Origin of the sequence: Vibrio sp. YT-16 (assembly GCF_033337405.1) — a bacterium.
In the GTDB taxonomy this organism is placed as follows: domain Bacteria; phylum Pseudomonadota; class Gammaproteobacteria; order Enterobacterales; family Vibrionaceae; genus Vibrio; species Vibrio alginolyticus.
Window position 1 is genome coordinate 166762 of the sequence record NZ_JAWOQQ010000007.1, and the last position, 24961, is coordinate 191722.

Consider the following 24961-nt stretch of genomic DNA (forward strand, 5'->3'; position numbering starts at 1 on the left):
GATATGTTTATGGCCCACCTATTTATTTAGTTTATTTTTACACAGCCCCACTCTGGGAAGTGCTTACATACATAAGCATTGAGCTCTTTCTCTGCTTCTGAGTAAACACGAGCTGGTTCTTCAGTATGGTTTAATTGTATCGATGACACCATACCCGCGCCGACAGTCACGTTACTAATGCGGTCAATAATGATAAAAGCGCCAGTTTGAGGTAGCTGCTGATAAACATCCATTGCAACTTTATCGGTAAGCTTTATTGAGGCGAGTGCAATCTCGTTTAACTCAAGGCGCGTATTTTTATGATCATGCTGCTTAAGTGTATTGACATCAACCTTATGCTCAATTTGAGAAACCTTACCTGTACAGGTTTTAGTCGCAAATTTGAATAGGTATTCTTTATGCGTTTGCATCGGAGATTCATCCATCCAAACGATATGAGCTTGGTAAGCGTCTACAACCTCCGGAATGTTGTTGGAATGGACAAGCATATCGCCGCGTGACACATCGATTTCATCTTCAAGCGTTAGGGTGATGGCTTGACCCGGCATTGCTTCTTTTAGCTCACCATCGAAGGTAAAGATAGATTTGATGCGAGAAACTTTGTTCGATGGAAGAGCAGTAACCTCATCACCAACCTGTACAATGCCTGAAGCAAGGGTGCCACAAAAACCACGGAAGTTTAGGTTTGGGCGATTGACATATTGCACTGGGAAGCGCATGACTTCAGTGTTGATGTCTTGGTTAATCTTAACTGTTTCAAGCAGCTTCATTAATGTAGCGCCAGGGTACCAATCCATGTTCTCACTTGGAGTGACAACATTGTCGCCTTTTAGAGCAGAGATTGGCACAAAGCGGATATCCTTGATGTTGAAGTTCTTTGCCATATCTCGGTAATCGGCTTTGATTTTCTGATACACCTCTTGGCTGTAGTCCATCAGATCCATTTTGTTAACGGCAACGATAACGTGCTGAATTCCAAGTAGACTACAGATATAGCTATGACGACGTGTTTGCGTCTGGATACCGTGGCGAGCATCAACCATTACAATCGCAAGATCACAGGTAGAAGCACCCGTAACCATATTACGAGTGTACTGTTCATGTCCTGGAGTGTCGGCGATGATGAATTTACGCTTGTCGGTTGAGAAGTAGCGGTAGGCAACATCAATCGTGATGCCTTGTTCACGCTCGGACTGTAGACCGTCGACTAGTAGTGCTAAGTCGAACGCTTCATCTGTCGTATTGAACTTTTGAGAATCTTTTTCGATCGCAGCCATTTGATCTTCATAAATCAGCTTGCTGTCGTATAGCAGGCGACCAATCAGTGTAGATTTGCCGTCATCAACGTTACCACAAGTTAAGAAACGAAGTAGGTCTTTGTTTTCATGTACGTTTAGGTACGCTTCAATGTCTTTAGCGATAAGCTCAGAGCTATGAGACATAATGACTTCCTTTTAAATGTATTCTTTTTCAGTGAGCGCTTGAATCACTTGGTCGGCACACGCTTCGACAGACAGCTCAGCTGTCTTGATGTGAATTTCTGGAGATATAGGCGCTTGGTACTCAGAGTCGATGCCAGTGAAGTGTTTAATCTCACCTGCGCGTGCCTTTTTATACAGGCCTTTAGGATCTCTTTGCTCGCAGATTGCGAGTGGAGTATCAACAAACACCTCTAAAAACTCGCCTTGCTGCATTAACTGGCGCACTTGCTCTCTATCTGAGATAAATGGCGAAATAAACGCGGTCAGAACAATGTTCCCGGCATCGACAAATAGTTTAGCCACCTCGCCAATGCGGCGAATGTTCTCAATACGGTCTAGATCACTAAAGCCAAGATCTTTGTTTAGACCGTGGCGCACATTGTCACCATCAAGAAGGTAACTATGTTTACCTAACGCTAATAGCTTGCTTTCTACCGCGTTAGCGACGGTCGATTTTCCTGAGCCACTAAGTCCGGTAAACCAAAGTACAACAGGCTTTTGCTGCTTAAGCGCAACACGATCTTCATGAGTTACGCTGGTGTTATGCCAAACCACATCGTCACTCACAGACTCATTGTGCTTCTTTTGATACGGCGAGGTCATAGTTAGAAGTAACCCTCACGTTTCTTTTTCTCCATGGAGCCAGAGCTATCATGGTCAATGGCACGGCCTTGGCGCTCAGAAGTGGTTGTAAGCAGCATCTCTTGAATGATCTCTGGTAGCGTTGTTGCTTGAGATTCAACCGCTCCCGTTAATGGGTAGCAGCCTAGTGTACGGAAGCGAACCATGCGTTGTTCTACCGTCTCCCCTTCACGAAGCTCCATGCGATCATCATCTTTCATGATCAACATACCGTCACGCTCAACGACGGGACGCTCTTTTGCAAAGTACAGGCTTGGAATCTCGATGCTCTCTAGGTAGATATATTGCCAGATATCCAGCTCAGTCCAGTTAGAAAGAGGGAATACGCGAATGCTCTCGCCTTGGTTTACTTTGCCGTTGTAGATATTCCAAAGCTCAGGGCGTTGATTTTTAGGATCCCAGCGGTGATGTTCATCACGGAAAGAGTAAACACGCTCTTTCGCGCGAGACTTTTCTTCGTCACGACGAGCACCACCAAAAGCAGCATCAAAGCCATGATTATCTAAGGCTTGTTTTAGGCCTTGTGTCTTCATGATATCAGTATGTTTTGAGCTGCCATGCACAAATGGGCTGATGTTCATCGCAAGCCCTTCTGGATTTTGGTGCACAATCAGCTTCATACCAAGCTTTTTCGCCATGTAGTCACGAAACTCAATCATTTCTTTGAATTTCCATGTGGTATCAACATGCATAAGTGGAAACGGGGGAATGCCAGGCGCAAAGGCTTTCTGCGCAAGGTGTAGCATCACTGAAGAGTCTTTACCAACAGAGTAAAGCATCACTGGGTTATCAAACTCGGCAGCTACCTCACGCATAATATGGATAGATTCTGCCTCAAGCTGCTTAAGGTGAGTCATTCGTTGTGGAGAAAGTTTCATTCCGGTCTCTCTTTGATTCGATGAGGGAGTTAAACGCCATAGATAGTTGTGATAGCCGTTAATACTAAACCGCTATACGTAATACTCATCGGCACCCCAATCTTTATATAATCCTTGATACAGTACTGACCTGCATTGTAAACCATTAAGTTGGTTTGGTATCCATATGGGCTAATAAAGCTTGCACTTGCGCCGAACGCGACAGCTAAAATATAGCTGTGAAGATTTGCATCTAGACTCGTCGCGAGGGCATAAGCAACGGGGAAGACTAAGGCCGCCGCCGCATTGTTGGTGACCAACTCCGTTAGCAATAAAGTGACCAAGTAAACCATGATAAGCCCTGACAATGGGCTCATAAATTCAGCTTGTTCTGTCATTGCGCTCCGCAGGAGGTCGACTGCTGTACTATTATCTAATGCCTGAGACAGCAAAAGTGCAGATGAAATTACTAGCCATATCTGGACTGGTAGCCTTCGTATAATTTCATTCGTTTTCAGTGCTCCAGTTAATAGTAGAACACCAAGCAACAAGATCAGGTTGTGCAGCAGTGGAGCTATCTCCATAGCTGCGAGGGCGATAGCACTAAAAAAGCCAAGAACAGCGACAATTTCTTGTGGTCCTTTGAGCAGCCTATCGGCTTTTAGCGCTTGGAGCTGGATAAAGTTTTTAGCGATGTTATTTCTCTGGTGATAGTCATCACCTACAGCGAGTACCAGATAGTCACCAGCTTTTAAGGTAACTTCACCGAGCTTTCCGGAAACCGTGTGGCCATCGCGTCGGATCGCGACAACTGCAGCGTTGAACATAGCGCGAAAGCCAATTTGTTTTAAGGTCTTATTTACTAAAGCACTTTCAGGGCGTAATACGACCTCTTTGAGATCATGACTTAGTCTTTCGCCTTTATGAGCAAAGAGTGATAAGCCCGGGAAGTGATTCAGTTGAGTTACTTTTCTAATCTCTCCACAGAATAATAGGCGATCATTTTCCTCTATTAACTCATGTGGTGATACTGGTGAAATAGTTCTTCCTTGGCGATGAATCTCGACTAAAAACAGAGAGTTTAGATTTCTCAGCCCGTTGCGCTGAATAGTTTTACCGATAAGTGGGGAGTTTGGTTCTACCTCAGCGTCAATGAAGTATTGAGCTTGAGTATCTGCTCGTTCAATGTTGCTAGGTAGCCAATGGCTAAGTAAAAACAGGGTGAGCCCGCACCCAAGTACAACAATGCTGCCAACAAGTGAAAAATCAAAAAAGGAGAGACTAGGTAGCCCAGCATCGAGCACCATACTATTGACGATTAAATTCGTCGAAGTGCCGATCAGCGTTAGTGTTCCGCCAAGGATGGCAGCAAAAGATAGGGGAAGTAGCAGTTTGCTGGCTGGGTGAAGGGCATTGGCACGTATTGGGGCGATCATGGTAGAGACCACCGCTGTGTTGTTTAGAAATGCTGAAGACAATGTGGTTATCGAGAACAGTCGAACCCAGGTAGATTTATAGCTAGGTTTGATGACTAATTGCGAGATTCTACGAAGTAGTGAGGTCTTTTCTAAAGCTAGCGAGCAGATGATAAGTAGTACCAGCGTAAGTACGCCAGGATTGGCAATACTGCTAATGAGTTGCTCTGTCGATACGGATCTGCTGCTATATAAAACAAGCAAAACTACTCCAAAAACCTTTTCAGGTTTGTTTTGATACCTTGTGACAAGGGCAATTATTGCAATCACAAAAACGGTAATGACAAAGTAGGCTGAATGGGTCTGTGACATTATTTAATTGCTTCAATTGTTTTTTGAGTCGAGTTTAAATAGCCTTGAATAAAATCACTCATTTGCTGAGAGTTACTATGTTGAAAGCGCTCTAGTACTTTACTCGCTAGCTGAGTTTTATCGGTAATGTCTATAATATTCAGAGCAATCATGTCTTCTACAATCGCTTTGAAGTTGAAGTAACTAGGGCCTGATATCACTGGAACGTTGAGTGCGACTGGTTCAAGCACATTATGTCCACCAACTTTATCCCCAAGCAAACTCCCAGCCATAAAGCAAACATCACTGGCACCAAGGAGAATCAGCATTTCACCCATAGTATCAGCAAGGTATACCTGTGTATCGGCGTTAACTATTGCAGCATTGGTTCTTCTGGTGCTATTAAAGCCGGAATTTTGGCAAAGCGCAAACACATCATCAAATCGTTCCGGATGGCGAGGAACCAAAATAAGTAATGCATTTGGATGAGATTTTAAAACTTGTCTATGTGCATCTAATACCTGTTCGTCCTCGCCTTTGTGGGTGCTAGCTGCAATCCAAATCGGACGATCGTTTCCAAGTTGGGCTCGAAGCTGCTGTCCTTGCTGTTTCACTTGCTCTGATATTTGAATATCGAACTTAATCGAGCCAGTAACGGATAGTTTCTTTTTCTCAACGCCTAAGCGTTCGAAGCGCTCTGCATCTGAATCCGTTTGGCAGAGTACTTGAGTTAGGCATGGATGAAGCTGGTTAAAAAGCCGCTGTATTTTGGCGTAGTTCTGACACGATTTTTCAGATAGGCGCGCATTTACGACAGTTATAGGGACACCCGCTTTGTGAACATTGTGAAGCGTGTTTGGCCACAGCTCAGTCTCAATGATCAACATCTGTTTTGGTTGCACTGCTTTAAGAAAACCTTTGATAGCAAACCCAAAGTCAATTGGCATATAGCGGTGTTCAATTAAATCACCCAACTTAGCAATCTGTTCAGCTCCGGTACTTGTTGTTGTTGTAACTAGAATAGATTGTTCGGGGTTTTGTTCCTTAAGGGCTTTGATTAAAGGTGTTGCTGCTATGCTTTCACCAACAGATACGGCATGTATCCAAATAGGTTTGTCGTTGCTTTTTAGCTTGGGGGTTATGCCAAAGTGCTCTTTCCAGCGAGAGCCGAACTTAGGCTTATTTGGTTTGCTCTTGTACAAACCAAATAAAAGCAGCGGTGACGCTAGGGCGAGTAGTAAGGTATAAACAATACGAACTAACATGAGCTTATCGTAATGGCGTCAAGTTTTTGGATGCTATCTAGCACTTGCTTAGGCGAAAGTTCTGTCAAGCACTTAAGGTGTTTGTATTGACATTCACGCTGGAAACAAGGGCGACAATCAATATCGGTATGAACAATCTCCACTTTTTCTGCGAGTGGGGGGGTGTACTTCGGTGAAGTTGAGCCATACACGGCAACAACATTACAACCAACCGCAGCTGCCACATGCATTAAGCCTGAGTCATTCGCGACAACAGTCTTACATGCAGCAAGGAGATCGACTGCTTCAATTAAGCTGGTTTGGCCTGCCAGAACATGAATGTGCTCATGGAATTGCGTCGGAACAAGTGCGCGAATATTGTTACAAGTCTCTAAGTCCTTTTGAGAACCAAACAACCAGATTTGGTGCCCAGAACGAGCCATTTGCGTCGCAACTTCAGCGTAGTGTGTTTCGGGCCATTTTTTGGCAGGACCAAACTCTGCTCCCGGGCACAGTCCAATAATTGGTTGGTCTTGCGTTAAGTTGAACTTTTTGAGCGTGGCTTGTTGCTCTGCCGCGTTGATTGCAAGGCGTGGGCGAGGCAAGGTTTCAAGCCCGCCGAGAGAGTTAGAATCCACCATTTCTGCTTTTGGATAAGCTAACGCTACATAGCGCTCTACCATGTACTGAAAAGACTTCATGTTAGGGCGTAAGTCGTTCAATAAACCATAGCGCATTTCTCCCTTCCAGCCAGTACGAAGGGGAATGTTGGCAAACCATGGGATCAGTGCTGATTTCGCTGACTTAGGCAAGATATAGGCGTGGTCATATTGCTTTTCACGTAATGATTTGCCAATTTCCCTGCGGCCTAATAAGTTAAACTCACCATGACCGATAGGCATTTCAATCGCTTGATGGATTTCTGGCATACGCTCAAGAATCGGTTTACACCATCCTGGGGCGATAACGTCAATTTGGCTATCTGGATGGCGTTGCTTTAATACGATATATAACGATTGCGACATTACCATATCGCCGACCCATGCAGGGCCAATGACTAAAATCTTCATGCTTTGTTTTTCCAGTATAGGAATTTCAAAATTGACTCATAAGTTCTAAAAAGTTCAGCGTATATTTTATTCGCAAGAGTCATTTTGGATTTATCTTTTCTTTTACCACCAATCGTCGAAGCAATCTCTGCTCTAGTAAAGAGATCTGGAGACACGCTGTAGACTTGAACACCATGTCTCCATGGTTTTTCCATGTAGTCATCGACTGGTTCAATAAACTCTTGAGCATGCATAACAAACTTTGAGGCTGCTTTAGGTGTAACGATATAAGCGGTGGTACCACAAGTGCCTGCTGAGTATCCCCCTAGCATATGATTATCATCAATCGGTACGATTGGGGTGAATACACGCTTCTGAGTGGCAGACAACTTGATGTAGTCATAATTAGAAGTCAATGGAAGGGTATGTTCGAGTACTTGCTTCAGCCCTTCTACGGGGTCGACGTTGTCTTCTAAGATGACGATCGGTTCATCAAGCTCAACACAGCGAACCCACAACTCGTAATGGCTTGCAAAACAGGCGACTTCACTGGTTTTTAATTGATACCCTTTGCGGCGTAGAGTAATGGTAGGACGACTTTTTTCTGAATGAAGAAAACGGTCAACAGAGCCATCTACTGCATCAAAAAATTCAAACGTAATGTCTTGTTGTTTTAACTTTTCTTCAATACGTTCTCGGCGATCTAGCGATCGAGCCAAGCTTACGACAAATACTTTCACTGCACTTTCCAGTCGCTGTTATATCTTGGTTTAAACAAATTGTAATAGTTATTGCCGTCTTCTTGAGAGTGCAGCAACTGTAGTACCCACATATATTGTTCGGGTTTATCACCGACAAAATATTCAATGGCTTCATTACAGGTACGAGCGTCTTGCTCTTCGCCTTTATCCAGCTCAAACGCTGGTAAAATCTCAATATCAAACGTACCATCTTCAGTGTTCATCGACGCAAATAGAGGCAGTACTTTTGAGCGTGATAGTTTCGCAATTTTGCCTAAACCAGGTAGCGTTGCTTTACGTGTTGCAAAAAAATCCACAAACACACTATGCTCTGGGCCGTGATCTTGATCAGGTAGATAATACCCTACATAGCCATCTCGAATGGATTTCAGAAAAGGCTTAATGCCACCTGAGCGTTCATAAACACGACCACCGTATTGGACCCTTTGCTTGTGCATCAGCCAGTCAGCAACATCATTCTTTTGCTTCTTCGCCATTGCAGAAACTGGCATTCCCATTGAAGCGAGCAAGATAGCAGGCACATCAATAGCCCAAGAGTGGGGAACCATTAAAATTACATTTTCGTTGCTATCAATGTGCTGTCGTAAAATGTCTAGGCCGCGAATTTGGCAACGGTTCTGAAGCCATTTTGGTGAGCGTAAACTTAGTAACCCGAAGCGAAAAAAGAACATGGCCGCTGTGTAGAGTGTTTTTTCTATCAAAGCTTCACGTTCTTGGAACGATTTTTCCGGAAAACACAGCTCAAAGTTAACCCTCGCTCGATGAGCTGGACCTTTGTGGGATTTAGACAGTTTTTTGGCTATGGTTTTCGCCAACCACTTTTGTAAACCCAGTGGCATTAATGATAACGGTAAAAATAAGATAACACCTAACCACGTGCCCCAGTACTTAGGCGACAGAAAGTGGCGCTTAAACTCAGGGTTATATGCTTTGGGGTCGAAGTCATCACGTTTTATTGTCATGGCGTGTCTAGTTACCTATTCGTGTACGGGCGAAGTGGTTTAAATGAGAAAAAGATAGTTAGGAATGATACAGGCTATTGCACTTGAGTAAAGGTGGCAGGTTATGGTTCTACCACCTTGTGGTGCTTAACTGTTTTGGATAGTTAAGTATTCGGCAACGCCTTCTGCAACTGTCTTGAATTCAACATCACAACCTGCGGTGCGCAGTTTGGTCAGATCCGCTTGTGTGAATTCTTGGTAAGCGCCTTTTAGGTGCTCAGGGAATGGGATGGTTTCAATTTGGCCTTTGCCATGATGCTTGATAACTGCTTTTGCTACCTCTTCAAAAGATTCAGCACGGCCAGTACCACAGTTAAAAATGCCTGATACGCCGTTTTCTAAGAACCACAGGTTTACTTTACATACATCACCAACGTAAACGAAGTCGCGTTTGAATGATTCGCTGCCCGCGAACAATTTAGGATTTTCACCTGCGTTAAGTTGGTTGTTTAGGTGGAATGCAACTGATGCCATGCTACCTTTGTGGTCTTCACGTGGGCCATATACGTTGAAGTAGCGGAAGCCGGTGATTTGAGAAAGGGTCTCACCATGTTCTTCAGCATCTTGCCATAGGCGACGAACGTAGTTATCAAACTGCTGTTTCGAGTAACCGTATACATTCAGTGCGCCTTCGTATTCGCGTTCTTCAACGAAAGTCTCTGTATCGCCGTAAGTGGCTGCTGAAGAAGCGTATAGGAATGGAATCTCGCGATCTAAACAGTAATGCAGCAGCTCTTTAGAGTACTCATAATTGTTTAGCATCATGTACTTACCATCCCACTCAGTCGTTGCAGAACAAGCACCTTCGTGGAAAATTGCCTCAATCGGACCAAAATCATCGCCCGCCATAATTTGGGTCAGAAAGTCGTCACGATCCATGTAATCTGTGATGTCCAGATCAACTAAGTTCTTAAACTTTTTGCCATTTTTTAGGTTGTCGACAACCAGGATATCGTTAATACCAGCTTCGTTTAGTGCTTTAACAATGTTGCTGCCGATCATGCCAGCGCCACCAGTTACGATGATCATAGAACTTCCACCATAGATTAAAATTTTCTCAGGAATTCTAGCAAGAAACGAAAAGTAGCGCTATTGGAAGCAGGAAGATAGGTTTGAGTCTTCTATACTCAGTATCTAGATATGAAAAAGGGAGCCGCAGCTCCCTTGATTACTTTATTATTCCACATCCGAACGGTTAGGCCTTTGATACCAAGGATTTCGCTCGTCGGTCAACTCAATCAAGCTGTATTTACGTCCGAGTTTCTGTCCTCCGTCACGAGTAAGAGGCTGCCAACTAAAGTTCGCACGATTGTTGCTTGGCTTAACGGTCATGATGTCAAATGGAATCGACAAGTAGAAACCTTTGGTAAAGCTACCTTCACCAAATTCATCCGCAGACAAGTCTGTAAATGACGCAAAGGCACCAGCAATTACGCCACTCTTGAACTGCTTAGAAACATTAATTTGTGTACCAACATCACCAGCTAGGAACTGACCAACATCGACTTGGATCATCAAATCTTGTAGGAATTCCCATTGAGGGTAGTAGTAACCAGATACAAAACCAGTGAAGCCTTTATCAATAACTTGGAACGGACGTCCATATTCTGGCACGTTTTGCCATTTATCATCGTAAACACCGAAGTAACTTTGTGGATCACGTTGAGAAATTAAGTTGACGTCAGCGCCAATCGCCCAGTTAGCTCCTTGTGGACGGTAAAGAAACTCGGTACCGACTCCAGCAAACATACTCTCCAGATAGCCCGCGTAGAATTGCTGATCCATCGTATCGGAATACTCTTGGAACCAAGTCAATTGTAAGTTTGACATGGTTACAGCATGTTCATTTTGGTAAGCGCGGAACATGGTGCGAACACGAGGAACAGTAGTGCCATCAGGTGGAGTGACATAAATAAACTTATCGTAGTTGTTATACCAATCCCAGTATAACGAACCGCCAATTTCAAGGTTGTCCGTCAGCCAATATGAGGCATTACCGCTTAGCCCTACACTAAAGAGATAGAAATCTTCAGCGTTTCCGAGAGTTTGAACTAGTTTAGGTGCAAAGCCCCAATCAAAACGTTCAAAACCATCGTAGATAGATTCTCCCGTAGGCTTAGTAGTAGCCCTTGAGGTTGCATCTTCTATTTTCGGATTGATGTAATTAACTTGGGCAAAGTCGCGATATTTCTCTTTGGAAATAATCGTTTGTTCACCGACTAAGCCTCGGCTACGTTCATTGATCGCATAGGTATCAATATCGTCAGGCATTTCATTATGGAGTACAGCTGCCGCTTTTTCGTGTGCCTCTGTACGGTCACGATATTTTTTCTGCTCACCAACGACAGTTACGGTATTGTTATCAACATAAACACGCGTGTTTCGATAGCCAGCAATTTTGTCTAAATCTTCTGTTACACGTTCCCAATCAACATCAGACAGTTCTTTGGGTTGGTTATCTTCCACTTCTGGGGTTGGTGTGTCTCGCCAGAATGATGGCATGTCATTGAAATTAGTGTTTAGCGTTAAGCCTGCTACTAAAGTATCGCCGCGTTCATAACTTAAACGAAAATCGGCCATGCCTAGACGGTAGAGAACACCAAAGTTCCATGGTGTGTGGGGAGACATATCTATACCGGCCTGAACAACTGGATAGTCTGTGCTGTAATCGTTACCGTCATATTCAAGCTTGAAGCGAAGAGGCTTATGAAGAGTTTGATATTCAATACCACCAAAAAGGGCAGCAGGGCCTTTAAAGGCTCTATCGAAGTTAGTTGTTCCGCCAGTAGATAGAAATTCTGAAGGTCTATCGCAGAATTTGTCTGATGCTTTACAAAAAGGGTTTGTGACCGTATCTCTAGTTCCTAGGTAGCCCCAGCCCATACCTAAAGTAAAATCAAAAGTACCTAATTTCGAATTAGAATATCGTTTTGTCGCCGCAAGAAACTCAGCATCAAAAAGACCAGTACCAGCAAAGTCTCGTACCCCTAGGGCGATTTCTGGCATGTATTCAGATTCTTCCCATAATCTAAATTTAAAATCTATCCCCTTGTCTGTATATTCATTGTCAACATCGGGGAAGGATGACGAATAAGGCAGATCGTGAACTCGAGTGTACCGGATAGTTGTTTCTAACCACGGCATGAGTTGCAGAGTCACATTGTAAAAAAGGTACTCATCACTACCTGTTACAGAAAAGTTGAACTCCCCTTCATGAGCCATACGTCCGGTTGGCATCTGCATTAAGCCAACACCACCAAAGTCAGATTGAGAAGGCTGTAAAGAGGGAGCCTCAAAGGGCATGTCTTGAGCCCAAACCAATGCAGGGCCCATTAAAGAAAGGGCTAAGCTTTTTCTAATTGGCATCATTGTGGTCTCTTTTTGGAATTTGGTATCAATTGAGTGAGTAGGCGGATAATATCTTGGTCCATTTCGGAATATTCAAGATCACCAAACGGAATATATACCAATGTCAGAGGTGGTAAGTAATATTGTGTTGTTAACCAAGCTCCGTGATGCGGCTTAACTATGTGACCATCTGGATAGATCAACACTGGCGGTGTTGATAACGCACCAATATTAGTTTTCAAATTCTCTATCTGTCTCTGCAAAGGGATGCCAGCTTGCTCCGTAATGGAATACACGCTATTTAGGTTTCCCAAGAAGTACACTTTCTCTTCGCGCAGAGGGCTTGCGAGCAGGAAATTGCCGCGCAACAGTGGGTTGTCGAATTTATTTAGTCGAATTTTATCAACATCGATCGCAGACAGTAAGCGCGGTGCAAAGCTTTGCTTCTGAATGAACTTGTAGAATGGATGTGCGACCAAATTGTGTTGAATCATTTGATTGAGCACCGAGTTCTTTAAAGCGGTTGAGGTTTTCTCGGCGCGTTCCGATTTATCAAACAAAGTGGTACCAAGAGAGTATTGCAGAGAGACGCCTTGCTCCCTAGCAAGTGCTAACACACTTTCTAAACGAGCCGTCCCTTGAAATTGTAGCCGTTTGCCTGCTTCTAGCAATTCAACATTTAATGGTTGCAATGCAGAGGTTTCTGTTTGAGCGAAGCTAGACATGCTCAAAAGCGGCATGACCAAACCGAATACTGTGAGTAGTTGCTTGCTCATGATTTGCTGTATCCCTTCAAAATGGTTAACTCGACCGGAATCATATTTGGCCCTAGATGTTGTATGGTTTTAACAACTTGACCTTGTTCATTGACCCAATAGTAGTTTTCGACCGATTGAGAAAGACTGCTAAACTCAACAACTTCTTTATATACGTTGGTCATAGTGCTAGAAATAGGTGTTGTTAACGTTTCTTGGCCTGAGTAAGAACGCGTTATATTTGCAGGAAAGCCATAACGGTATTGTGTTGCCCAATCGTATGAAAGTGCGTAGTTGACAGAGGTTGAGTGTAAAGAAAAATCTGGAACGTCACCGTAAACACCCGCTAAGTCGCCACTCTGTAGTCCAATCGTTTTGACGATGTGCCCATTTTCTGTAACGATCATGGCTTTATCGGCGCTTACCCATTTCAATTGTATTTTTCCATTTTGCGGATTTCGTTCCGCGAAAGCTAAAACGACAAACACCTGCTTCTGATTTCCAAGTTTCAAATAGGCACTGGCATATGGAATAGCATTGATTTCTTCTGGTGTCATCTCTACATCGATGTAGTTACCGTAGGCTTCTTGGACGGTTGCTGAAACATCGTTGAATTTCTGTGTACAGCCAAAGAGTACAAGGAGTAATGGAAGAATGAGGAGTTGGCGTATCCATTTAGGTATTCGGAAGATATTCATTGATCCCTCTTACAAATAAAATCGCCCTGACTTAATCAGGGCGATTGGCTTCTGTTCTACAAAACGAAATTAGTTAGAAGTAGAAGTAGAAGTAGATGTCGAAGTAGATGTTGAGTCGCTATCTGACGCTGCAACTGCTACTACAGTTACTGCTGCTGCTGCACCTACACCTACAGCTGTAGTGCCAGTTGCTGACGCAGAAGCTGCGCCTGTTGAGCCTGCTTCTTCTGCTGCAAATGCAGTTGTTGCGCTTAGAGCCATAAGAATAGCTAGAGCTGTATTCTTCATTATTAATCCTTGTGTATCCGGTATAAAAACATCGATGTTTGGTAGCATAAAAAATGCTCCAAATTATATTCTAGATAAAAAAGCCTTAGCATGTAAATAGTTTCTTATTTTGCTATGGCTTTCGATCTCATTTCTAACACCAGCGTGACATTGCACGGTTATCTTGCTCCCTTGCTTGCTGATAAACTATCAAGAGTGCATAATTTGTCTGCCTATTTCCTTCAGCACTAGAGGTTTGAAGTCAATAGGTCGTTTTTACTTAGACCATATAGAAAGCGATACAGTGGCTTACGCTCCATGCCTCAGGGCGGTAGCGTGCCAGCTCTTCAGTATTTAATGATCTGTATAGCAAAATTTAACTTTGCCTTGTCAGTCAATATTATTACCAGTACTAGGAACTTTTACGTGATAAGAAAGCAGCATTGTTTGGGAATACTTGGTGCACTGGGCTTGAGCCTGAGTTCTTTTTCAGCGTCAGCCGATTTTTACGCAGGCGCTCTAGTGAGCTACTCAAATGCAGAACTGAAAAGCTCATCTTCTGAGTCCGTGAAAGAGGGAAGCCCCTTTCTTCTTAGTGCTCAAGCAGGATACTTCTTTAATGACTACATTGGTTTAGAAGGTCGTTACGGGACATCAGTTCAACGTGACAGTGGTCTTGCCGTTGATAGCGCTTTGAGCGGCTTTGTTAAGTTGAATATGCCGGTTTCAGAGCGAGTTGCACTTTACGGTTTAGCTGGGTATTCAAGCGTTCAGCTTGATCTACAAAATGTAGGTTCTCACAAAGAACAAGGATTTAGTTTTGGGTTAGGTATGCACTACGCTTTAAATAACCAAAGCGCGGTGATATTTGAGTTCGTTGATAACGTCTCTGAAGACCAAGTTCGCCTTAACTCGATTACACTGGGTTTTCAGCACCGATTCTAATTTAAATACCTAGAGCTCAAACTTGGGGCTAGGGTCTTTTATTCAATTATTATAGTGACATACCATGTTTAAAGGATATTTCTCTATTGCCGCTTTTATATTGGCAAGTACGTTTGCGTCTTATTCAATGGCACAAACACCCACTCCAGAACAAATGAAAATGTTTCAAAATCTACCCGCCGACCAACAAAAGGCCTTGGCGAGTAAGTATGGTTTCTCCATTCCTTCTAGTTCATCTTCAAACAAGTCTCCTTACGAAAATCCTCAAGTAATCCAACCTAGAACTGAAGCTAGTGGCGCTGCATCTTCCAATATCGAAGAACAATGGCTCAAAAAAGGTGAGCAGGAAGAGATTAAACGCTTTGGTTTAGATCTTTTTGCTGGTTCTCCAAGCACCTTTGCTCCGATCAGTGATGTTCCTGTGCCAGCAAATTACACCGTGGGTGCAGGTGATGAAATCATTGTGCAGTTATTTGGTAAAGATAATGAAACGCATCGTTTACGCGTAAATCGTGCGGGCACAATCAACTTCCCTTCACTTGGGCCAGTAAATGTTGCAGGCATGCACTTTTCTGATGTTCGAGACTCTCTGACGCAACGTGTAAAAGAGCAAATGATTGGTGTGCGCAGTGATATCTCATTGGGTGAATTACGCACCATGCAAGTGTTTGTAATGGGGGATGCATATAAACCTGGTGCCTACACGGTTAGCGCATTAACGACAATTTCACAAGCTATCTATTACAGTGGCGGTTTTGGTGAAAGTGGGGCGCTGAGAGATATCCAGCTAAAGCGTGATGGTAAAATCATTCGTAAGTTGGATATGTATGACCTTTTACTAAAAGGTGATGCAAGTAATGATGTGCGCTTACTACCGGATGATGTTGTTTTAATTGGTTCTGTTAAGGATACAGTGTCTATAGAAGGGGAGATCAACCGTCCGGCAATTTATGAAGTCAAGGCCGGTGAAACTTACCAACAACTTATTCAGATGGCAGGTGGTTTTACTGCGAATGCTCATGTCGAGCAGTTGGAGATAAAACGCTACGCTTCACATGACGCTCGTGAGGCTTTGACGCTTGATTTCAATAAAACGCAAGATCGAAAGAGTAAAGTTAAAAATGGCGACGCCATCAAGATCTTGAAAAAAAGCGAAGAGCTTACTCGTTACGTGCAGATAGAGGGGGATGTTCGTCATCCTGGCTATGTGGAATGGCGCAATGGGCTTCGTGTTGCTGATCTTTTCAAGTCTGTTGACTCAGCTTTTAATTCTACAGCTGATGTTAACTATGCTGTTGTGGTAAGAGAGATTAATCCGCAACGTGATATTGAAGTGTTCCAACTAAGCTTAGCCAACGCAATTCTATCACCAGGTAGCCAAGACAACCTCCAGTTACAATCACGAGATCGCATATTGGTTTTCAACCGCTTTAATAACGAAGACTTGGATACATTCGCAACACAAGAGTCTGTTTCAAAAGCAAAAACGCTAGAACAAGCGCAAGAGCAAGCTGAGCTAGAACAACAGAAAGAACAAGAAGTGATGAGTTCTTCTGTTGCCGTTTCGCATTCAGTAAACGGTACGTTGAACAACCAGAGCACCACAGAGCAAGCGAAACCAGCTAAAATCATTTTCCGTGGTAAAGAGATTACAGAGGAAGACTTTGAAAAGCTGAAGCAAAACACTCGTCGCACTTTGCTTGCACCAGTATTGTTACAACTCCAACAACAGTCTCGTTTGGGGTTAGCCCCTCAAATTGCTGAAGTCTTTGGTGAAGTGAAGCACCCAGGACGCTACCCGATTACTCCAAGAATGACGGTATCAACGCTTATTGAAGCAGCTGGTGGTTTGACTTACAACGCATTCACAATTAATGCAGAATTAGCACGAACCGCGATTAATAGTGCGGATGAGCGTGCGTATATTGATGTTGAGCGTATTGATTTGCGTAAAGCAATCCAAGGCAGTGCTTCGGACGATGCAATTATCGTAGGCCGAGATCGTTTGAACATCCTAGAAAAGCCAAATGTGAAGCTACAAAGCACAGTCACTTTACAGGGTGAAGTTCGTTTCCCTGGAACCTATACCGTGCGCCAAGGTGAAACCTTAAGTGAGCTATTGGATCGAGCGGGTGGTCTCACAGAGTTCGCTCACCCCCAAGGAGCGATATTTACGCGTGAAGCATTGCGTTTACAAGAGCAGAAGCTTTTAAACCAATACGCCGCAGATATGCGAAAAGAAACAGCGAAGAAGACGTTCCGAGCCGATAGTAATATAGGTTCTGTAATTTCAGACCCAGAAAAAACACTAGCATTTGTTGAGGAAGCAAGTCGCAGCAAAGCACTTGGCCGTATGGTGGTACAGCTAAACCGTATTTTAAAAGGCGAGCGTTCAGCAGACTTTATGCTCGAGGACGGTGACTTCCTCTTTGTTCCTACTTTCCGAAACACAGTATCAATCATGGGTGAAGTTCAGGTTCCAATTACTTACTTGTTGGACAACAAACTTGATGTCGATGACTATCTTAACAAAGCGGGTGGTGCTAAAAAACAAGCGGACGAAGACCGCATTTTTGTAGTGCGTGCAGATGGTTCTGTTTATAAGCCTTCATCTGGTTATTGGTTCGGAAATAGCAAAGAAGAACTAAAAGCTGGTGATACTATTGTTGTACCAATTGATACCGACTACCGTGATGCATTAAGCACATGGACTGCAGCAACGCAGATTCTTTATCAGACGGGTGTTGCGATTAATGCTCTGAAGTAAATGACTCCACCCTAGTTCTAGTTTGAATTAGGGTGGGAATTATTCATTGATAGCAATAGGTTCAGGCTCAGATATCTGAGTATACCTAATGGCTATAGCTATTGATTTATTGGCTGGAGCTCAGCCTCATCAAAGTCATTCTATTAGCGAAGATTTCGCTATAGCGAAGGAAATTTGATTAAATGGAACCACAACAAGAAAAGCAGGCTCAACAATTGGTTAGATATCCACATTCCAATGAGTTATACGACGCGCCTATTGATTTGCGCGAATTATTCAAGTCCTTGTGGCGAGGCAAATGGGTTGTAATTGCAACAACTTTTACTTTTGCTGTTGGCTCTGTGATCTATGCATTGAGCCTACCAAATGTTTATAAAGCGGATGCGCTGTTATCTCCAGCGGAAAGTGCTGGCGGTGGTGGGCTCTCGAAAATGGCAGGCCAATTGGGTGGGTTGGCTGCTCTTGCAGGAGTAAATCTTGGTGGAGGAGGTGCGTCTCAGACAGACCTTGCTGTCCAAGTTATGAAATCTCGTCAATTTGCTGAAGCGTTCATTGAGAAGTACGATCTATTGGTTCCTTTAATGGCGGCAAAAGACTGGGACCTAAGCAAGAATCAGCTTGTTTTAGATGACGAAATATATAACTCTAAGACTGGCATGTGGGTGCGAGAACCAGATGGTTTAAGAGGACCTAAACCAACACCACAAGAGGCTTATGAGGTATTTAGTAAAAATGTCTTAAGCGTAAATAAAGATGATGAAACTGGTTTGTACACAGTATCTGTACAACACTTTTCTCCTTATTTAACAAAGCAGTGGGTAAACTGGTTGATTGAAGATATTAATAAGGTTATGAGAGAGAGAACTATTTCAGAGGTATCTCAAAACCTTACCTACTTAAATACTCAATTACAAAAAACTTCAGTTGCTGAGATGCAAAGCACTTTTTATAGTCTAATTGAGGAACAAACAAAAAGCTTAATGTTAGCTGAAGTTCAAGATGAGTTTATATTTAAAACAGTAGATCCTGCTGTTGTTCCTGAGCTTAAGAGTTCGCCAAATCGTGCATTAATTTGCGTAATAGGAACTCTTTTAGGGGGGATATTAGGTATGATAATTATACTTGTAAATTATTCTTTTAAAGAAGATGAGATAAGTTAGAGCTATAAATTTAAATAGGCTTAACAGATCTTTTATTATTAACTATATAATAACGAATTATATTTTATTAAGATAAGATAATTGAATATTTTTAAGAGCAATAAGAACTCCGAAGTTGCAAGTGTATTCAAAGGAATGCTTACTCTGGCAAAAGGTGCTGTGTTTGCCAGAATTATAGGTTTAGTTAGTATTCCAGTTTTAACCCGAATCTATTCTCCAGAAGATTACGGTGTTTTAGCTCTTTACACGTCACTGATAGCTATATTAGCGCCTATTTTTACCTTTCGGTATGTGCAAGCAATTCCTTTACCCAAAACTGATAAGATGGCAATAAATCTTTTTTCGGTATGTCTAGCTCTGATATTGATGAGTTCTCTTTTTATTGCAGTAATACTATTTTTCTTCAGTGAAACTATCCTGAACTGGTTTGATATGAGAGCGCTTGCTCCATGGTGGCCTGTAATTGTACTTGGTGCAGCAGGAACTGCCTTATATGAACTATTTAGTCTTTGGGCTACTAGGAAAAAGCAATATAAAATAATAGCCAAAACACAAGTAACTCAATCTTTTTTTGGCAATCTTACAAAAATTTTAATGGGTTTGTTCAGTTTTAAGCCTGCAGGTCTACTGATCGGTCAGTTTATTGCTCAAAGCGGTGGTGTGGGAAGTTTTATTAAACAATCATTGCCAGATTTTATAAAGCTAAAAAGTCAGGTTACTAAGAGTCGTTCTACTTTTATATCTAGTTATTATCGTGGCTTTCCAGTATTTCGATTGCCATCTCAAATTCTGATGTCTTTGTCATTACAAGCTCCAACCTTAATGATGGCAGCATTATTTAGTAAAGAAAGTACAGGACAACTTAGTCTAGCTATGGTTGCACTAAATCTACCTATAACCCTTATAGTTAGGGCTGTATCTAAGGCTTATTATGCTGAAATATCGTCAATAGGAAAGAATAATATTGAAAAAATCCGCAGAATTACATTCTCTGTACAAAAGAAATTATTTTTAATTGGATTCCCTTTGACGATAGTGACGATGTTTGTGGCTGAGTATGCGTTTGTTGTCATTTTTGGTAATGAGTGGTTAAAAGCTGGACAAATGGCGGTAGTGTTAGCTCCTTTTATGTTGTTACAATTTACTTCCTTACCTTTGATTGAAGCAATAAATGTTGTTGGTTCTCAAATTCATTTTCTTATTTTAAGCATTGTCAGAGTGTTAGGTCTAATAATTATGTTTGTAGGTTCGATTTATTTTCATGTTCAAGAATCTACTTTTTTGATTATGTTAAGCGCTTATCTTACTTTATTTTACCTGTTCACATCTTTTTTTGTTGTCTTTTCTATGAGAAAGTAAGTTAGTCTCAGTATTTATTAAAAGCACAAGAACGAAATATTAATTGGAGAAAAAATGTTAGCTATTCACTCTCGTTCGGGTAGCTTCAGTGACAAATGGATTGATTATTGTCAGCTGAATGATATTAACTATAAAATAGTGGATTGCTACTCCGACGATATTATTGAACAACTAGAAGGTTGCTATGGTGTTATGTGGCATTGGGGACACAATGATCACAGGGCCGTATTGTTTGCGCGTCAATTAAGCTACTCATTGGCGGCAGCTGGTAAGCGAGTATTCCCAGATCCTGCAACAGCTTGGCACTTTGACGATAAAGTAGGTCAGAAGTATTTATTAGAAGCTATAAAAGCTCCATTAGTTCCTAGCCACGTCTTTTATGATAAAGATGTGGCTTTAAATTGGGCTTCAACAACAACCTTCCCTACGGTATTTAAACTTAGAGGAGGAGCTGGAGCTGAAAATGTGCATATTGTAAGGTCCGAAAGTGAAGCTCAAAAATTCATAAGAAAAGCCTTTGGAAAAGGGTATAAAGTAAAAAATAGGATCAACTTTTTAAAGGAGCGCTATTGGCACTTTAAACGCGATAAAACTCTAAGCAGCTTTTTAAATATTAGTAAGGGCTTTGCTAGGTTAGTTATTCCGAAAGAGGCTGAAAAAAACTTTCCAGTAGAAAGAAATTACGCATATTTTCAAGAGTTTATTCCTAACAACGATCATGATATTAGAATCATTGTTATAGGTAAACGAGCGTTTGCGATCAAGCGAATGGTAAGGGAAGGAGACTTTCGAGCTTCTGGTAGTGGTAATATTATTTACGACCCGCATCAAATACCCAAAGAATGTTTGAAAATTGCTTTTGATGTAACAAAGAAGTTGAACTCCCAGTGTCTTGCTTTTGACTTTGTTACGTTGGATGACAAACCTCTCATTGTTGAGTTGAGTTACTCTTTTGCGCGAAAAGGATATCTTGACTGCCCCGGGTATTGGAACAATGAACTAGAGTGGATTGAGGGAGCATTTTCTCCTGAATTCTTCATGATCGAAGACTTCATAAGCAAGAAGCTTTAAGCGTTTATATTCTTCTCTCAAATTAGTATAAATATTTAGAGTGGTAATTATTTTCAGGGCGGAACAAATTAAAAAACTTCGCCTATAGCAGTTTATTAAGGTTTTAGTAGCATGAGTAAGCTAGGTCTGGGAACTCGAACTTTCTACTCAGAGGGTGAGAATTGTATCAACTATAAAAAGCATATTTCTAAGTTTGATCTTCAAGGGCGTTTAGTAGATCCTATTTCGGTTATGGAGTTTTTGATGAAAAACTACATATTCTCGAACCGAACTATGGTTCAAGGAATTGAACGAACACCTTGGATGGCAAAGCGTGCGTCAAAAGATAGTGAGTCTTGGAGTTATTTAGATTTGCCTCCTCATCTTAAAGATAAAAAAAGTTCTCCAGAAGTAGCAAAAAAGTTAAAACAGTTACTAGAAATTGAAGCCCTTGAATTCCTTAACGGAAAAAGGAATATAGGTATTCTACTATCTGGTGGTATGGACAGCCGAATTGTTGCTGCTATCGTGAGGGAGCTACAGGTTACAGGTAAATATACTGGCGATGTTACCGCTTTAACATGGGGTTTAAAGGACTCTCGTGATGTAGTATATGCGCAGCGAATTGCACAAAGCTTTGGCTGGGAATTCAGCTATAAGCCTTTGACTGAAGAGGTGCTTTACAACAATATTTTTCTCACAGCTGAACGAGGCGCAGAATATTCTCCCGTGCATTTGCATGCAATGGCAGATGTTTCAAAAACTATTGGTATCGATGGAATTTTGGCTGGTAGTTATGGTGACAGTATTGGTAGAGGCGAATATTCTGGCAGAAAAACTTCTGAGCTGCCTCATATACTTGACCGACATATGAATCATTTTGCTTTTCTTCGAGCTTCTGTTGAAAAGGCGGCTATTCATGGTGTTCGAGCAGACTTAGAACGTGAGCGGTCTCGATTCCCTGGGCGAAGTGAGATGTCTTATCGAGAGATAGAAATGCAACAGCATTATATGCGCCGCCAGTTGAACGCTTGCATGGAAGTTATTGATGACAGAATTCCTTTGTACCAGATGTTTACTTCACCGGATGTATTTGGGTTTATGTGGTCGTTAGATCCTAGTTGTCGTACAGACGATAACTATGAACACTTACTTGAGTTGTTGCCTGGAAACTTATTGGATATTCCTTGGGCTAGGACAGGGCGTCGTTACAACAAAGCTAACAGTATCGTAGAAGATACGCTCACTAGTCGTAACAATTGTTATGGGAAATGGTTGAGACACGACCTAAGGAGCACCGTTTTGAATGAGATTAATAGTGGTGTATTGCAAGAGTTAGGTATATTTAATGAGAAGTCTTTAGATATGTGGGCAAAGCACTGGCCTAAAACAACTTATGCTAAGGCAGATCGTCTTGATGAAAAAATGGCATGGTTAGCATCATTTTCAGTTTTCGTTAGAAACAATAACCTTAAGTCACAAGTAAACAAATATAGTGCACTTGATGACTTCAATCGACTAAAGGCTTTTGCTTACACCAAGCTATATCATACAGCACTGAAGGTCAGCAAACGATGAGAAAATCAATAACATTTATTATTGGTGGCTTACGTGGCGGTGGTGCAGAGAAAGTTTGTGTAACTTTAGCGAACGGTCTTGTTAATCAGGGGTACTCTGTAGACTTAGTCGTATTGAGTCTAAACGGTGCTGTCAGAGAAAAAGAGCTAGCTTCCGAAGTGAACTTAATTAATTTAGACGTTAAGCATACCCGTTATTCAGCCGTTGCTATTTCTCGCTATCTTAAGCAAGCAAAGCCTAAAATAGTTTTATCTTTTAACCGCCAAATATCAGTAATGTTGGGTCTGATACGAAGTATCATGAGACTGAAATTTACATTGATTTCAAGAAATATCATTTTCTTATCTATAGCTGAATCAAAGAAAAAAGGCCTATGGCACGGTTTTATTGTTAAACATTTGATTAAGAAGTTTTATGCACTGTCTGATTATTTTATCGCTCAATCTTCTGCAATGAAAGTAGACTTGATTGATTACTTAGGTGTCGAAGCATCCAGAGTTGAAGTGATCAACAATCCTGTTTGCCAAATTGTTGCGAACTATCAGAAGCAAGTGTCACTTGGCACTATCGTAAATGAAGCCAGTATTGAAGACTATTTGCTATGTGTGGGAAGACTGGAAGAGCAAAAAGCTTTCCATTATGCGATTGAAGCCTTCTCGAAAGTGGCACCAAGGTATCCAGAGCTCCGCTTGAAGATTGTTGGGCAAGGAGGCTTGGAGAGTGAACTGAAGAAGTGCGCCGCTAAGTTTAATGTACTTAAAAGAGTAGACTTTGAGGGGTTTCAGGGTGATATGATTCCTTATTATGCCAATGCAAAGGCAACGTTATTAACTTCATTATTTGAAGGCTTCCCAAACGTGCTTGTTGAATCGATAACACTTGGGACTCCAGTTGTTTCATTTGATTGCCCAAGTGGTCCAAGCGAAATCATTGAAGATGGCATAAATGGATATTTAGTCGGCTATCAGGACGTAAATGAGTTAGCAGAAAAAATATCACTAGTCTGTGATGGCAGTATTATTAGAAAAAAAACACAAAGTACATCTGAACGATATACTATAGAGAAAATTTTGCAAAGTTATCAGTCTTTAATTGAAGCTAAGTCTTAATGCTCTTATCTTTTTACTAAAGGTTGAATTATAGTGGCAATATACTTCTTTCCATTCTTTCTGATTATGTTTTTTTCTATTATTTCTGTTAATAGAAGTCAGAGTGTAATCAATTTATCGCCAGCACTTTATATATTACTTGTGCTTTTTGTTGGCATTAGATATGCCTCAGTTGATTACTTTAACTACGAAGAAATTTACTATTATGTCGACAATGTTTCAGAGATGGGATTTCCAAACTATATCCCATCTTCTGGAGAAAAACCGACGGAAAGCCTTTATGCATTCTTAACACTATTTATTAAGTCATTTGGTGGTAGTTTCGAACTATTTGTTTTTTTTATTGCTTCTATATCTATAGGGATAAAGCTCTATGCATTTAAAAAAATGTCGAACTTCTTTTACTTATCAGTACTTTTATACATAGCTATCTGGATGCGGGCAGACTTAGGGCAAATAAGGAATGGTTTGTCTTCTGCGATTACTTTAATGGCCGTCTACTATTTATACCATAGCAGGAAGTTGATTTTTACTCTCGCCGCGACATCATCTTTACTGGTACATATTGCTGCAGTGTTATCTTTTTTATTGATTTTTATGAAAAAGCTCGCGCGTCCGTGGATGCTGTCTTCAGTGCTCGCAGCATCCTTTGTTATGGCTGCTGCTGGTGGGTTCGGGATGACAATTGTTCTCTATATTGCTGAGTTTATGGGGCTGGGTAATGAATTTAGACTCGTCAGATACATGGATTCAAAGTTTGCTGAGTCATATTCTATATTTGGCGGTACCGTTTTAGTTCATTTATTAATTTCTGTATTAATCCTCTTGTTTTACAAGAGATTGGTTAAGGTAAACAAATATAATTCTATTCTAATACCCATGTATGTTTATGGATTTTCGATGATGCTGTTTTTTATCGATTATGGGATTATGTTTGCTCGTATAAAAGATCTTTTCTGTACACCAGCTTCCATCATAATATTGCCTTCTATTGTGTTGATTTTTCATAGAAGGTCTAGGCCGCTTATATATTTATCTTTAATAGCATTTTCTGCACTAATGTTTGTCACTACAGTTCAAAACGCAGAACCATATCAAACAATAATATTTAATTAGGTACAAAC

The 24961-nt window shown here is 41.6% G+C and carries 21 protein-coding genes; 8 read left to right on the forward strand and 13 right to left on the reverse strand.

Annotated elements, in window-relative coordinates; genetic code table 11:
* Positions 1 to 26 precede the first annotated feature (26 nt).
* The 13 genes from cysN to R7F07_RS14010 form a co-directional block, all read right to left on the reverse strand.
* Positions 27 to 1442, reverse strand: coding sequence for a sulfate adenylyltransferase subunit CysN (cysN, locus tag R7F07_RS13950; RefSeq protein WP_054576847.1), 1416 nt, complete (start codon positions 1440 to 1442; stop codon positions 27 to 29).
* Positions 1443 to 1454: 12 nt separating this feature from the next.
* Positions 1455 to 2084, reverse strand: a complete 630-nt coding sequence (gene cysC / locus R7F07_RS13955) for an adenylyl-sulfate kinase (RefSeq protein WP_054576848.1) — start codon at positions 2082 to 2084, stop codon at positions 1455 to 1457.
* A 2-nt stretch (positions 2085 to 2086) separates the two neighbouring features.
* A complete protein-coding gene (gene cysD, locus R7F07_RS13960; protein WP_049534422.1) occupies positions 2087 to 3001 on the reverse strand; it encodes a sulfate adenylyltransferase subunit CysD in 915 nt (304 codons plus the stop codon).
* Positions 3002 to 3030: 29 nt separating this feature from the next.
* The gene (locus tag R7F07_RS13965; protein ID WP_054576849.1) at positions 3031 to 4767 is read right to left on the reverse strand and encodes an SLC13 family permease; all 1737 of its coding nucleotides are present in this window, start codon (positions 4765 to 4767) and stop codon (positions 3031 to 3033) included.
* Entirely contained in the window at positions 4767 to 6011 is a 1245-nt protein-coding gene (gene waaA, locus R7F07_RS13970; protein ID WP_054576850.1) for a lipid IV(A) 3-deoxy-D-manno-octulosonic acid transferase, read from the reverse strand. The genes R7F07_RS13965 and waaA overlap by 1 nt, the downstream gene beginning before the upstream one ends.
* Positions 6005 to 7060 carry a lipopolysaccharide heptosyltransferase II gene (gene waaF, locus R7F07_RS13975; RefSeq protein WP_005379458.1) on the reverse strand — a complete coding sequence of 352 codons (1056 nt, stop codon included), beginning with the start codon at positions 7058 to 7060 and terminating at the stop codon, positions 6005 to 6007. Before waaF ends, waaA begins: the two co-directional genes overlap by 7 nt.
* Positions 7057 to 7779 carry a glycosyltransferase family 25 protein gene (locus R7F07_RS13980; protein ID WP_005379459.1) on the reverse strand — a complete coding sequence of 241 codons (723 nt, stop codon included), beginning with the start codon at positions 7777 to 7779 and terminating at the stop codon, positions 7057 to 7059. Before R7F07_RS13980 ends, waaF begins: the two co-directional genes overlap by 4 nt.
* Positions 7776 to 8762: a lauroyl-Kdo(2)-lipid IV(A) myristoyltransferase gene (gene lpxM, locus R7F07_RS13985; RefSeq protein WP_005379461.1), complete on the reverse strand. Its 987-nt coding sequence runs from the start codon at positions 8760 to 8762 to the stop codon at positions 7776 to 7778. Before lpxM ends, R7F07_RS13980 begins: the two co-directional genes overlap by 4 nt.
* Before the next feature lie 126 nt (positions 8763 to 8888).
* Positions 8889 to 9830 carry an ADP-glyceromanno-heptose 6-epimerase gene (rfaD, locus tag R7F07_RS13990; RefSeq protein WP_005379462.1) on the reverse strand — a complete coding sequence of 314 codons (942 nt, stop codon included), beginning with the start codon at positions 9828 to 9830 and terminating at the stop codon, positions 8889 to 8891.
* Positions 9831 to 9977: 147 nt separating this feature from the next.
* Positions 9978 to 12170 carry a YjbH domain-containing protein gene (locus tag R7F07_RS13995; RefSeq protein WP_005379463.1) on the reverse strand — a complete coding sequence of 731 codons (2193 nt, stop codon included), beginning with the start codon at positions 12168 to 12170 and terminating at the stop codon, positions 9978 to 9980.
* Entirely contained in the window at positions 12167 to 12925 is a 759-nt protein-coding gene (locus tag R7F07_RS14000; RefSeq protein ID WP_005379464.1) for a capsule biosynthesis GfcC family protein, read from the reverse strand. Before R7F07_RS14000 ends, R7F07_RS13995 begins: the two co-directional genes overlap by 4 nt.
* Entirely contained in the window at positions 12922 to 13602 is a 681-nt protein-coding gene (locus R7F07_RS14005) for a YjbF family lipoprotein (protein WP_005379466.1), read from the reverse strand. The genes R7F07_RS14000 and R7F07_RS14005 overlap by 4 nt, the downstream gene beginning before the upstream one ends.
* 69 nt (positions 13603 to 13671) lie before the next feature.
* Positions 13672 to 13890: a hypothetical protein gene (locus R7F07_RS14010; RefSeq protein WP_005379468.1), complete on the reverse strand. Its 219-nt coding sequence runs from the start codon at positions 13888 to 13890 to the stop codon at positions 13672 to 13674.
* 405 nt (positions 13891 to 14295) lie between these two features.
* Between R7F07_RS14010 and R7F07_RS14015 the strand changes: the two genes are divergently transcribed.
* The 8 genes from R7F07_RS14015 (at position 14296) to R7F07_RS14050 (ending at position 24953) form a co-directional block, all read left to right on the forward strand.
* A complete protein-coding gene (locus R7F07_RS14015) occupies positions 14296 to 14814 on the forward strand; it encodes an outer membrane beta-barrel protein (RefSeq protein WP_017820722.1) in 519 nt (172 codons plus the stop codon).
* Between the two features lie 64 nt (positions 14815 to 14878).
* Positions 14879 to 17581 (forward strand): SLBB domain-containing protein, encoded by a 2703-nt coding sequence (locus R7F07_RS14020; protein WP_005379474.1) that lies wholly within the window; start codon positions 14879 to 14881, stop codon positions 17579 to 17581.
* 182 nt (positions 17582 to 17763) lie between these two features.
* Positions 17764 to 18741: a Wzz/FepE/Etk N-terminal domain-containing protein gene (locus R7F07_RS14025; RefSeq protein ID WP_005379476.1), complete on the forward strand. Its 978-nt coding sequence runs from the start codon at positions 17764 to 17766 to the stop codon at positions 18739 to 18741.
* Positions 18742 to 18822: 81 nt separating this feature from the next.
* Positions 18823 to 20100: a lipopolysaccharide biosynthesis protein gene (locus R7F07_RS14030; protein WP_005379478.1), complete on the forward strand. Its 1278-nt coding sequence runs from the start codon at positions 18823 to 18825 to the stop codon at positions 20098 to 20100.
* A gap of 54 nt (positions 20101 to 20154) precedes the next feature.
* Positions 20155 to 21171 carry an ATP-grasp domain-containing protein gene (locus R7F07_RS14035; protein ID WP_005379479.1) on the forward strand — a complete coding sequence of 339 codons (1017 nt, stop codon included), beginning with the start codon at positions 20155 to 20157 and terminating at the stop codon, positions 21169 to 21171.
* Positions 21172 to 21282: 111 nt separating this feature from the next.
* Positions 21283 to 22728 (forward strand): asparagine synthase-related protein, encoded by a 1446-nt coding sequence (locus R7F07_RS14040; protein WP_005379482.1) that lies wholly within the window; start codon positions 21283 to 21285, stop codon positions 22726 to 22728.
* Positions 22725 to 23837: a glycosyltransferase gene (locus tag R7F07_RS14045; protein WP_005379484.1), complete on the forward strand. Its 1113-nt coding sequence runs from the start codon at positions 22725 to 22727 to the stop codon at positions 23835 to 23837. The genes R7F07_RS14040 and R7F07_RS14045 overlap by 4 nt, the downstream gene beginning before the upstream one ends.
* A 33-nt stretch (positions 23838 to 23870) precedes the next feature.
* Complete coding sequence (locus R7F07_RS14050) at positions 23871 to 24953, forward strand: EpsG family protein (RefSeq protein WP_005379486.1); 1083 nt, start codon at positions 23871 to 23873, stop codon at positions 24951 to 24953.
* The last annotated feature ends 8 nt before the right edge of the window (positions 24954 to 24961 follow it).

Excerpts from the sequence above, each read along its gene's own strand:
- cysN (WP_054576847.1), bottom strand. The coding sequence starts at position 1,442 with ATGTCTCATAGCTCTGAGCTTATCGCTAAAGACATTGAAGCGTACCTA.
- cysC (WP_054576848.1), bottom strand. The coding sequence starts at position 2,084 with ATGACCTCGCCGTATCAAAAGAAGCACAATGAGTCTGTGAGTGACGAT.
- cysD (WP_049534422.1), bottom strand. The coding sequence starts at position 3,001 with ATGAAACTTTCTCCACAACGAATGACTCACCTTAAGCAGCTTGAGGCA.
- R7F07_RS13965 (WP_054576849.1), bottom strand. The coding sequence starts at position 4,767 with ATGTCACAGACCCATTCAGCCTACTTTGTCATTACCGTTTTTGTGATT.
- waaA (WP_054576850.1), bottom strand. The coding sequence starts at position 6,011 with ATGTTAGTTCGTATTGTTTATACCTTACTACTCGCCCTAGCGTCACCG.
- waaF (WP_005379458.1), bottom strand. The coding sequence starts at position 7,060 with ATGAAGATTTTAGTCATTGGCCCTGCATGGGTCGGCGATATGGTAATG.
- lpxM (WP_005379461.1), bottom strand. The coding sequence starts at position 8,762 with ATGACAATAAAACGTGATGACTTCGACCCCAAAGCATATAACCCTGAG.
- rfaD (WP_005379462.1), bottom strand. The coding sequence starts at position 9,830 with ATGATCATCGTAACTGGTGGCGCTGGCATGATCGGCAGCAACATTGTT.
- R7F07_RS13995 (WP_005379463.1), bottom strand. The coding sequence starts at position 12,170 with ATGATGCCAATTAGAAAAAGCTTAGCCCTTTCTTTAATGGGCCCTGCA.
- R7F07_RS14000 (WP_005379464.1), bottom strand. The coding sequence starts at position 12,925 with ATGAGCAAGCAACTACTCACAGTATTCGGTTTGGTCATGCCGCTTTTG.
- R7F07_RS14005 (WP_005379466.1), bottom strand. The coding sequence starts at position 13,602 with ATGAATATCTTCCGAATACCTAAATGGATACGCCAACTCCTCATTCTT.
- R7F07_RS14010 (WP_005379468.1), bottom strand. The coding sequence starts at position 13,890 with ATGAAGAATACAGCTCTAGCTATTCTTATGGCTCTAAGCGCAACAACT.
- R7F07_RS14020 (WP_005379474.1), top strand. The coding sequence starts at position 14,879 with ATGTTTAAAGGATATTTCTCTATTGCCGCTTTTATATTGGCAAGTACG.
- R7F07_RS14025 (WP_005379476.1), top strand. The coding sequence starts at position 17,764 with ATGGAACCACAACAAGAAAAGCAGGCTCAACAATTGGTTAGATATCCA.
- R7F07_RS14035 (WP_005379479.1), top strand. The coding sequence starts at position 20,155 with ATGTTAGCTATTCACTCTCGTTCGGGTAGCTTCAGTGACAAATGGATT.
- R7F07_RS14040 (WP_005379482.1), top strand. The coding sequence starts at position 21,283 with ATGAGTAAGCTAGGTCTGGGAACTCGAACTTTCTACTCAGAGGGTGAG.
- R7F07_RS14045 (WP_005379484.1), top strand. The coding sequence starts at position 22,725 with ATGAGAAAATCAATAACATTTATTATTGGTGGCTTACGTGGCGGTGGT.